The sequence below is a fragment of the Bradyrhizobium sp. LA6.1 genome, assembly GCF_040547805.1.
Taxonomy (GTDB): Bacteria; Pseudomonadota; Alphaproteobacteria; order Rhizobiales; family Xanthobacteraceae; genus Bradyrhizobium; species Bradyrhizobium barranii.
In genome coordinates, this window is sequence record NZ_JBEPQK010000044.1 from 1 (window position 1) to 10,491 (window position 10,491).

The 10,491-nt window shown below is 57.9% G+C and carries 7 protein-coding genes and 1 pseudogene; 4 read left to right on the top strand and 4 right to left on the bottom strand.

Annotation, left to right across the window (positions count from 1 at the left end):
* Positions 1-305: 305 nt before the first annotated feature.
* A complete protein-coding gene (locus ABIB99_RS44085; RefSeq protein WP_354182216.1) occupies positions 306-1,814 on the bottom strand; it encodes a tetratricopeptide repeat protein in 1,509 nt (502 codons plus the stop codon).
* 428 nt (positions 1,815-2,242) lie between these two features.
* Positions 2,243-2,647 carry a cupin domain-containing protein gene (locus ABIB99_RS44090; RefSeq protein ID WP_354182219.1) on the bottom strand — a complete coding sequence of 135 codons (405 nt, stop codon included), beginning with the start codon at positions 2,645-2,647 and terminating at the stop codon, positions 2,243-2,245.
* A gap of 657 nt (positions 2,648-3,304) precedes the next feature.
* Here ABIB99_RS44090 and ABIB99_RS44095 point away from each other — a divergent pair.
* Complete coding sequence (locus ABIB99_RS44095; protein WP_354182221.1) at positions 3,305-3,778, top strand: hypothetical protein; 474 nt, start codon at positions 3,305-3,307, stop codon at positions 3,776-3,778.
* A gap of 64 nt (positions 3,779-3,842) precedes the next feature.
* On the opposite strand, the pseudogene ABIB99_RS44100 reads toward ABIB99_RS44095, so the two are convergent.
* Positions 3,843-4,145: pseudogene (locus ABIB99_RS44100) on the bottom strand (TCP-1/cpn60 chaperonin family protein); the annotation flags it as partial.
* A 2,091-nt stretch (positions 4,146-6,236) separates the two neighbouring features.
* Here ABIB99_RS44100 and ABIB99_RS44105 point away from each other — a divergent pair.
* Both ABIB99_RS44105 and ABIB99_RS44110 read left to right on the top strand, forming a co-directional pair.
* Positions 6,237-6,989 carry a Crp/Fnr family transcriptional regulator gene (locus tag ABIB99_RS44105; protein WP_354182223.1) on the top strand — a complete coding sequence of 251 codons (753 nt, stop codon included), beginning with the start codon at positions 6,237-6,239 and terminating at the stop codon, positions 6,987-6,989.
* 387 nt (positions 6,990-7,376) lie between these two features.
* Complete coding sequence (locus ABIB99_RS44110) at positions 7,377-9,017, top strand: PAS domain S-box protein (protein WP_354182225.1); 1,641 nt, start codon at positions 7,377-7,379, stop codon at positions 9,015-9,017.
* Positions 9,018-9,377: 360 nt separating this feature from the next.
* Here ABIB99_RS44110 and ABIB99_RS44115 read toward each other — a convergent pair whose 3' ends face one another.
* The gene (locus ABIB99_RS44115) at positions 9,378-9,509 is read right to left on the bottom strand and encodes a hypothetical protein (protein ID WP_354182227.1); all 132 of its coding nucleotides are present in this window, start codon (positions 9,507-9,509) and stop codon (positions 9,378-9,380) included.
* Between the two features lie 221 nt (positions 9,510-9,730).
* Between ABIB99_RS44115 and ABIB99_RS44120 the strand changes: the two genes are divergently transcribed.
* Positions 9,731-10,450 (top strand): hypothetical protein, encoded by a 720-nt coding sequence (locus ABIB99_RS44120; RefSeq protein ID WP_354182229.1) that lies wholly within the window; start codon positions 9,731-9,733, stop codon positions 10,448-10,450.
* Positions 10,451-10,491: the final 41 nt, after the last annotated feature.

Consider the following 10,491-nt stretch of genomic DNA (forward strand, 5'->3'; position numbering starts at 1 on the left):
AATCGAAAGACGAACGGGTGAAACTGTCTGGGTCAACTCCCTGATCGTTTTCACACACAAAGATGGGGAGTTGAATTGGCAAACGTCAGATGTCGAAAGCCATTGGCCACGACCCCGAACCGGCCTGGCTCAATGTCGCAGTTGGGTCAAAATGCGAAGAACTCTCTTTGAGCATATCGAGTCCGCTTGGCCCCCCAAAGAGCGGACATCTAGCGGTCATGCCGGGTCGCCCGGTTGGGGCCACAAGCGCACTCGCTGCCCTCCTTTAGATCTCCTCGTCAAGAGGCGTCTAGCTGTCACCTCATTCATTGCTCCCGCACGCCTCCCTTCCTCAGCCCATCGAGAATATCGTCGAGCTCACGCCGAAACTGCGGGTTAGTTGAGAATGCATAAGCAAGTTGACCGTACGCCTGCACGGTGAAGTTTGGTCGAACCTTGTTCAATTCGGCTAACGCCTGCCGTGCCTGCTCCAATTGCCCCGTGGCTCCATAAGCCGAGGCCAAATCTACATAGGCGTACCAGTACGAGTTGTTCAGATTGACCGAGCGCCTGCATTCCTCGATGGCTTCTCCATATTCGTGCAGGTGCAAGTGTGCATGGCAGAGCCAGTAACGCCAAAGAAAAGCAAGAGGATCTCTGGGACTGAGACGGAGAGCCAACTGGGCCGGGGAGAAGGCTTCGCGCGCCCGCCCGGAGACGATCAATGCGATTGCTTTAATACCGTGGGCAGTTGGATAATTTGGATCAATTTCGAGGGCAGCATCGTATTCAGCCAATGCCTCCTCAGGGTGTCCAAATAGAAGAATGTTTCCCTTGATCGCATGAGCCCTCGCGCTTGCCGAGCTTTTGGACAGAACTCTGTCGATGAGGTCGATCGCTTGCTTTTTGTCTTCAACAACGGACGCAGACCATCCGTTGTTCACATCCGCGGCTAAACACTGCGCTTTCCCGACCATGGCCTCAACGTTGTCCGGATCGAGCCGTAGCGCGCTGTCGAACAAGTCCTTTGCCTGAGCATTTTCTGTCTTCTGCCGCGTCTCGTAGAACTTTGCCCAGCCGCGCATACTGAAGTCCATGGCGTCAGGATTGCGTGATCGGTCCGTTTCGCTACGGCGGCTTTCGGCCTGGATCAGTTCAATGTTGAGCGAGCGAGCGAGCCGAGCTGTGATCTGGTCCTGCAAGGCGGCGAGGTTCGTACGATCGCCGTCGAAACGATCCGACCAGACGTCGCGGCCGCTTGGAAGATCAGTAAGCGAAACGTTGACTCGGATCTGATCTCCATTGCGCCGCACCGCGCCTTGGACCGCCCAGCGAATGCCAAGGTCCTTGCCGAGCGTCCTAAAGTCGATCTGCTTGTTCTTGTATGTAAAGGCCGTTCCGCGTCCGATGACGAACGCGCCGGGCATTTGCGCGAGGTCGGTCGTCAGATCGGTCGTAATGGCGTCGGCGAAATAGTCCTGCTCCGGATCGTTGTTGAGGTTTGCGAATGGCAGAACAACGAGAGACAAACGGGGAGCAATGTCGGGCCGGGCCGTAGCCTCCCTCTGCGTCTTTTGGCTTTCCGGAAACACGTCTGTGCGCAGCGTCTTCCACACATTCCAGTAGCCGACGAGGCCACCCGCGATCGCGCCGACGGCGGCAATCGAGGCAAGCGCCCCGCCGATCAACCGCAATCGTGCCCGCAGGCGACTCTTTAGATTGCGATCGGATGGCGGTTTCCCCGGTTGCTCCTTATCGGACGTCGCTTTGTCCGGTTGCTCGTTATCGGATGTCGGTTTGTCCGGTAGGTCGTTGGAGACTCCCGAGTTCGTCACCGTTGCTTCCCCGCAGGGGCCAAACGCCCGGATTTCAAACACTATTCTAGCAGATTTTCGCGGCTTCGAGTTAGTCAAGGTTGCTGACTTAGTTCACGCCTCTCTCAAGTTGTCGCTTGGACAATTGTCGGTTCTACGTCGTCCGAATAGATGTCCGGTTGGGTCAAAATGCGAAGAACTCAGCGTGAGCAAATCTAGTCCGTTCCGCCCCACTAAGCGGACTTCAATGAGAGGTGTCGCCACTTCGCATCTGGGCCAGCAGGCGACATTGCGCTGCAGGTCTAACGACGAGCGCGGCTGAGGTGGCCATAAGCAAAGCCCCGGACGTCGCCGCGGCTTTCAATGCAGTATTCTCGACCAGCGGACTGCGAGGAACGAGTTGTTCTTTTTGGAGAATAGTTGCGTTCTCTGTGCTCGCGAAGGCCGCGTCACTCCTTGAACAGGTCAACACTGATGAGGACGACTGGTTCGGATGAGGTGTTCTCGGCCCAGTGGTCAACATCAGTGCTTTCGGTGATCACCTCGCCGGCCTTATAGGTCCGGTCGGGGCCGCCCTTGCGGTGCTCTGTCAAGCTACCCTTCATTATGTAGCTCAGCGCAGGACGGTCTTTGTGACTATGAAAGCCGGCAACTCCGCCTGGTTCGATGGTGATCTGTCGAACGCGCATCTGACGCTGTGCAAAGTCGTCCAATCCTTGCTTGCCAAGCGCAAAGCCCGACAACGCTTCCGCCTTCATCCCCTTGTTCTCCGTTGGGGCCTGTTGGGCAATCGCGATGCTTAGTCCGCCGCCGGCCGCCAGAATAGAGAGTGCCACCGATAGTGTTTTCATCATATTATCCTCCTTTCCTGCGCAAGGTCCCGTCAGGTCGACGGGCGCCTGAAACGATACGTTGCCCCCCGTGAAGGTAACACAAAAACCAGCTCCCTTGGCGAGGAGCCCCGATGTCTCAGTTGGGTCACGAGACTCGGGGGCGGGATGTTTTGCGACCCGCGTCACTCACTCGTCACAACGTGTCCTACCGCGCGATTGCCAATGTCTGCTCCGGGGTCAGTCGCGTCAATTTGCGACTCGCCAATCACTTCTTGTTTGCCCTCCATTCCGGATATGTCGCTGCGCCGCAATAGCTGACTGATACGGCCAGAAGGCGAAATGACTGAATTGCCGGTTTAAGTTTCCTTTATCCCTAGAAGCGGACACGCCGCAGACATCGGGATACACCCGACCCCTAGTCCGACGGCAGCCCGTTCTCAGTGGCATGCGCTGTCGCCGCGAGGCCAGACTGGCCGTTCACTTCCCAAGGGCAACTCGGCAGATTGGATCACACGCCTAGTGAGCTGTAACCTGCAAGCAGAAGCATCCCGGCGGCGCTTCAATGTCCCTTGGTCAGCGACATTGCCACAATCTAAGATGTTCACGCGATTGCTTTGGTGTGTTAGTTGTCAGTAGTCCCAGGACACGCGGACATTTTTTAGTTATTGGGAGGCCATCATGACTGTGCGCTCCGCTTCGTATGTCATGTCAGCAGCACTTCTCACGTTCGCGTCGGCTGCGTTTGCAGGCGAGCAGGTGCTTGAGTTCAAGCTTGTTACCAAGCCATTGGATCTGAAAGTAACAGAGGTCGCGAACGTCGAAGGTGAAGCGGTGATGTCCGGCAAAATGTTCGGCGTTGCCTACTTCAAGGATGGACGAATTGCGATCAAGGATTTCGTCCACGCTGCCGACCTGCTCAAAGGTTCAGGCCCCATTTTCGGATACAGCACCTATACATTCGAAGACGGGTCATCGATAACGGCGCGCTACACCGGAACCGTCAAAGAGGGCCAAACGAAAGGTGAATATACGATCCTTTCGGGCACCGGAGCTTACGCCAATGCAATTGGCACGGGCGGGTTTGAGACCGTCAAGAGCACGTTCAAGGGCGCGGGTCTCTTTGACGGAAGGTTCATCGTCAAAACGCCTTGACAACTAGCGTATGGGACGCTCGCGACGACTTACTCGACGCCAGCGTCCCCGCGGCTCTTCGACGACGCTTCAGGTCCATCGGGTTCATGCCGGCGGCAACCGACTTGGCGCCTTCACGGACGATCGCAGCCGCCAGCACGGTCGCGGTGGTGGTGCCGGCCGCGTCAGCGGACTTGGAAGCGACTTCGCGCACCATCTGCGCACCCATGTTCTCGAACTTGTCGTCGAGTTCGATCTCCTTGGCGACGGTGACGCCGTCCTTGGTGATGCGGGGAGCGCCGAACGACTTGTCGAGGACGACGTTGCGGCCCTTCGGGCCGAGCGTCACTTTCACCGCATTGTGGAGAATGTCGACACCGCGCAGCATGCGGTCGCGGGCGGCTCATTGAGCCATAACAGAGCCTCTCGCGCTTCCAGAAACAAGACCCGCTCCTTCTGTGGTCGATGATAGCTCACTGCTAGAGAGGTAGCAAAACGGGCCTTGACGTCGTGGACGTGCTTCGCGGGCCCACTTAAATTGCTCAAGGTTTATGAACGAGCTCGTTCGTGGGGGCTTGCGGAGAACGCGCGAGTGAATGGCCGCTGTCGGTCAAAAGCGCCGCTTCGGCGCCGGTTTGGCTGTGTCCGCTCTCCGGAGTGAAGTGTTCGGGTTAGTCGGCATGGGCCAACAACGGAAGTCGAAAGCGGGCCTTAGCCAACGAGTGCAACAGTGGCGTCTTAGCCGTCCTAGAAATTGATCCTCTCTTTCGCAAGGACATGCTGCAGAGGAGGCCGTTGCAGTATTCTATCTTTGAAGCCCGCAAAATTCTTCAATTCCTGCATCGGATAGCCTCGGCGTAGTCCCGAAGGGTAGCCCGGCGAAAAGAAATGCGATCTGACCCATCTGTTCTGATCAGAACCTAAGTTGCTGAACTTCCCCTGGCCGGAGCGCGTCTAGTTTTACGCGCAGGCGGTGCTTCAAGAGCCTAGCCGCATACCCCTCGGGGATGACCCGCGCGACCGCTTCCATCGCCTTTTCTGGCGTCACTGCTGCGACCCAGTATGACCTTTTCCCTTCGGGCGAGATGACCCCGACTATGGGTAAGCGGACCATCATCAAAAACTTCCATATGAAAACCGCAACTATAGGTGTTAGAATTTGCCACATCAAGGTGTGGTCGTGATCTTGGTTAGCGTCGGCCAGGCCCGCGAAAACGCACACACCTAGGTTTTGCGTCGGACTCGGCACCTTCAGGAGTGATCGCTCGGCGGATCAAAGGCCGGCTCGCCTCCGCCGAATCAGGACCGGCTTCGCGATTCGCATTTGATAAGGAAAGGCCGACTAAGGGCATGGTTTGAACGCAGTCCAACATCGGAACGTCCCCGAAATTCCATTCGAATTCACGATAGAACTTCCACCTCCACGCTATGAGCGAACGATCGTAAGTCGCGATACAAAGGGTCACATAATTCGATCTGCTCCATCAGAGCCCAATGCCACGCTACACTGACCCGAGGATCACTGACGGATTACGGGCCAGGAAAGGTGTGCCCTTGTCTTCGAGCACCACGATGGACATGGCGCTTCGATCAACATTCGCCATGCGAGGTTAGCGCGTGCGCGCCTTCGATTAGCTTAGAACGAGACTGCGGCTCTCGCGCGGACGTGGAGCCTGTTTGCTCTGCGCGAGTGCCTCAATCGCTTTCTTGAGTCATTCAACATTTGTCTCCAGCTTCGTGAATCGTCCATTCGCGTAGTACGCCAGCACGACCAGCGTCCCTAGGGCCGCGAGAAAGCACGCCCAATTGATGTTGATAGTAAGCATTGGCGCAACCTTAAGCCTTTGCAGAACGCGTTCTAGGCGTGAGAAGTTGATAGGACGAGAGTCAGGCTTAGCGACAACGCAAGTTGGCCTTTACGACGAGTCGACCGACAGCTCGTGTCGGCTACATAGTCCATACTGACTTCAAACTGCCCGGGCATGGACCGGGACGCAACCGACCCTTGCCATGTGGGCATTCGCAAGTCGACCATTAGGCAATGAGCGGTCTGGAGATCGCGAGGCCGGCCCTGCCCGGAAGCTCGCTAAAGATGCCGGGCAATTTCCCGTGAGTCCAAACACGGGCATTTCGAGAACCACCCCTCATCTGTCGTAGGAACCTTTCGTTTTATTTTCGTTCGAGGCCACATCATCGCTCACAAGCGAAGACATTGCGGTGACGCGCGCCAGTTTGCGACGCGAGTCTCAAAGTTTGCCTGGCGGAACAAGCAGCTACCCGTACGGTGTTACCCATGCACATTTCGCAATTGTCTTGTCCAGGCACTTGCATCTAAGCGAGGACGCAGGGAGCAGAACAGTCGGCTGGCGCTCACTGAGAGAGGGAGTTTGGTTGTTGAGGAGAACGAAGCCGTGTGCAGGCCGTTGAATCACGTTATACGAACACAAGCCGGACTTGAGCGTCGTAAGGGTCATCTGCGGTGACGCGCGCTGGCGGGATCGGTAACTGCCTTTTGGCAGCACTGCCGTCAGGAGACTTCGCTCTCCTCGCGCCGGATCTGAAGAGGGTCGCACTCGATCAGGATGCGCTGCTGTCGCGAATGGGGGACCAGGTCGAGCATGTCGTCTTCCCTCACAGCGGCGTCATCTCTCTCATGATCGACATGGCGAATGGGCAGACCGTTGCTAGTGCTGTAGTCGGGTGCGAGGGCGCTCTAGGCACACTTTCCGTGCTGGGCTCCTCGCCCTCCGCCATCACGGCCGTCGTTCGCGCAGCAGGCACTGCCTCGCTGATTCCCGTCTCGCGCTTTCACGCCGCTTTTAGTCGGAGCCCGGCGATCCGGCATGCGGTCCAGAGCCACATCACGGCGATGCTGGTGCAGCTTCAGCTCGGCGGAGCCTGCAACGCACTCCATCCGGTGCAAGCCCGGATGGCACGCTGGTTGCTTAATTTTCGCGACCGTATCGACACTGATGTCCTGCCGCTGACTCAGGAAGCACTATCGGAGATACTGGGCGTGCGACGAACAACGGTGACGCTCCTAATGCGCAATCTACGTTCGTCCGGAGCAATTCGATCTGATCGGCGAGGCCACATCGAGGTTGACCCATTTCGACTCGCAGCGGCGGCGTGTGAATGCCACGGCACGATACGTCTCGAAGTAGAGAAGATTTTTTCGACAGTTACCGCCCCAGGCAACCCTGGTCCTATCGGATCGCGAACGCCCGACTAGCGATGCGGCGCAGCAATCAGGATGGAAGTGCAGCGTCAATCATGATGAGAGAGCCTCGGCGGGCGCGTGACCCAGGAAGGGCGTAGCCCGACCGAGTTACGAGTCCGGCGACGACGCGATCCACAAGGGGGCTGCGGCGCAAACCGCACCACAAGTCGGGCTCGTCATCGCTAAGTACGGCGCGACGCTCGAGAAGCTGTCGCATACGTAGGTATAGTCGTCAGGCGACTGTTCCTAATCGACATTCGGCTCCGGGAAGCTAGTTTGCCCCACCGCGCACCATTGGCGACCAATGGAGCCGCCTGCCACTCCAGCGCGGACAACCTCTGGCGTCTATCGCAAGGGATGTGTCCTTTGGGCCATCGCACTTCAGCAGCAAGGTAGGCCGTGCAAAACCCGGCTCAAATGCCCTCTCAGATTGCCGGCAAGTGGCAAGAGGTTGTGAGTATACTTATCAAGATCGTGCGTGCTCCCTTTTTGAAAAGGCGGGGCGAGCCGGCCGACGGCAAAGTCTTCGTCTTCGGCAACTCCAAGGGCGCGCGCAAGCGCGCCGAAGATGCACTACGCGAGAGCGAGGAACGCTTCCGTACCCTGGTGCGATTTTCCTTTGATGTGTACTGGGAAACCGATGCGCAGCATCGCTTCGTCCGCCAGGAGTTCGCTGAGACGCTTGCCGAGCCTCCGGTTTCCGAGATCGGCAAGACGCGCTGGGAAGTGCCCTATTTGGAGCCCGGCGCAGAGGATTGGCGTAAGCACCGGGAGACGCTCGATGCGCACCTGCCGTTCCGCGATTTCGAACTCGCGCGCCCTACGCCCGAGGGCGGCAAATGCCATGTCTCGGTCTCCGGGCTGCCCGTTTTTGACTCGAATGGGCGCTTCACAGGCTACCGCGGCGTCGGGCGCCACATCACGGAGCGGAAGCGCACCGAACATGCGCTGCGGGAGAGCGAGGCCCGTTTCCGCACCTTCGTGGATCATGCGACAGACTTGTTCATGCTCCACGACGACGACGGCTACGTTCTCGATGTGAACCGAAATGCTTGCGAGAGCCTGGGCTACAGCCGGGACGAACTGATTGGCACCACCCAATCCGTCTTCGACCTGGAGTTAAATGAAATGAACTGGCGGCTTGACCGCGGGCGCCTCACGGCTGGGTGCATCGCAACGCGGGAGAGTTGCTATCGCCGAAAGGACGGCACCGTGTTTCCCGTTGAAATCCGCATGCGTGAGTTCTGTCAAGGCGGGCAGCGACTGGTCATCTCTCTGAGCCGCGACATCACCGAACGCAGGCGGGTCGCGGAGACTTTCCGCGAGATGCAGGGGGAGCTGACACATGCCAATCGCGCGGCAGCAATGGGTCAGGTTACCGCGTCGGTCGCCCACGAAATAAGCAAGCCGATCACCGCCATGATCTGCAACGCAGAGGCCGCAATCAGCTGGCTAGGCTCCCAACCTCCAAATATCGGAGAGGTACGGCGGGCGCTCGCAGCCATCATCACGGACGCCAATCGAGCCGAAGAGGTCATCAATTGGGTCCGTGCTCTGATTAAGAAGGCGCCGGCGCCGAAGGAGAGCATTGATGTCAATAATGTCATCCTGGATGTCATCGCCATCGTCCGGGCCGAACTGCTCAGACATGGCATTTCCCTGCAGGCCGACCTCGCCACGGGCTTGCCGCTCGTCGAAGGCCATCGCGTTCAACTGCAACAGGTTGTCTTGAACCTGATCCTCAATGCGATCGAAGCAATTAACTCGCTCGATGATGGAGGGCGAGAGCTGCGAATCAGCACGACCTCGGATGCCGCAAGCGGCATTCTTGTCGCCGTGCGGGATAACGGTCCGGGAGTTGACGAGACCATCGTCCATCGCCTGTTCGAGCCCTTCTACACCACCAAAGTGGAGGGCATGGGCATGGGTCTGGCTATCTGCCTTTCGATCATCGAGGCGCACGGAGGACGGCTTTGGGTCGGCGCAAATGAACCGCGGGGCGCCGTATTTCAATTCAGTTTACGCGCTCGACAGGTGTGACCCCGTTCTTCAGGGCTGGGCGCTGGGTGAGGCGGCGGAGGCCCGGAAGCCGACCACCTCGATGCGCCTCCTGCCGTCACGCTCCCGTACCAGGCAAGCTCCTTATTCCATTTTCACGCAGTTGATGTAAAAGGACTTTCGTTCGCGACGGATATCGAGCACGTCCGAGACTCACGCGGCGAAGTGTCGTTTTGCAAATTAGCGGCGGCGGCACAGCCGTTTCGGCCGTGTTGGACGTTGCGGGATGGAACGACTTCGCAAACGATGTAAATCGCGTCCCATTCTCTCAGAATGTCAACCCTACAAGAATGAAGTTGTCCTACTGCGGTCGCCAAGGTTCTGCCTTTCCTCAAGCTCGGCTTACCAAAGCGTTTGTTGTTTGAGCGGTTCGGGGGCTTTGGCCCTATCTCCAGTCGAGTCGCCACGCGCTTTAGCACTTGCATCATCAATCGACTTCTTCAAATCCAGCAGCATATTCTTGACCCAGTCCATCGACGTTTCCAGGGCTGTAAATCGGCCGTTCGAGTACCACGCCACGGCTACCAGTGCGCCTAAGAGTCCTAGGAAATACTCCCAGCCGATATGAACTGTTATTCCCTCCATATGCCCATAGGCTAAGAGTAGGAGACGTTCCGGCCAAGGCTCGTGAATGTGCCAGACGAGGCACAGCTCCGGGCCTCGCCGCGCTCGCCATGATCTGCAATCGTTGGAGCATGAACGATGCCACTGCAGGCCGCAATGACCGTGGACGCGCCGTACCGACGGTTTCCGATGTGCTCCAAGACGGTACCCTGATTGAACTCGTGTACCGACCAGAGGAGCGGACCACGCTCCTCGGTACGTATTCTGCAGGGCGTTGGACACTTGGCAGGTCCGTCGACGTGGCGGGACAACGGCTTGTCCCATTCTCCCCAAATAATAATCTCATCAAGAATGAGGTGGTTCTGCTTCCTTCGGAGCCCCGGATTTACGAAAGCGAGCAGAGCCTCATCTTCGAGATCGCCGGCTTTATCCACCGATATGCCGACCTCACTCCAATTTTCGAGCAGGTTGCCTGCCACTATGTGCTCCTGAGCTGGCTGTATGACGCCTTCAACGAATTGCCGTACCTCCGGCTTCGGGGAGACTTCGGTACAGGTAAGACCCGATCCCTCCTGACAATCGGATCGCTCTGCTACAAGCCATTCTTTGCGAGCGGAGCCTCGACCGTCTCGCCGATCTTCCACACGCTGGACGCGTTTCGAGGGACGCTGATCTTTGACGAGGCGGATTTCCGCTTCAGCGATGAACGGTCCGAGATCGTCAAGATCCTCAATAATGGCAACATGCGTGGCTTTCCGGTGTTGCGCACCGTGATGAATGGTCAGCGTGAGTTCAATCGTAAGCATCCGGCGAAGACCGCGCGCGGGTCATTTTCGGCTCAGGCGGCTTGATCAACGTTCCGGATGGCAGAGCGCCAATTCCATGGCAGCAG

Bases quoted from the DNA above. Each gene is read 5' to 3' on its own strand.
- ABIB99_RS44095 (WP_354182221.1), top strand. From the start codon at position 3,305: ATGACTGTGCGCTCCGCTTCGTATGTCATGTCAGCAGCACTTCTCACG.
- ABIB99_RS44115 (WP_354182227.1), bottom strand. From the start codon at position 9,509: ATGGACTGGGTCAAGAATATGCTGCTGGATTTGAAGAAGTCGATTGAT.
- ABIB99_RS44120 (WP_354182229.1), top strand. From the start codon at position 9,731: ATGAACGATGCCACTGCAGGCCGCAATGACCGTGGACGCGCCGTACCG.
- ABIB99_RS44090 (WP_354182219.1), bottom strand. From the start codon at position 2,647: ATGATGAAAACACTATCGGTGGCACTCTCTATTCTGGCGGCCGGCGGC.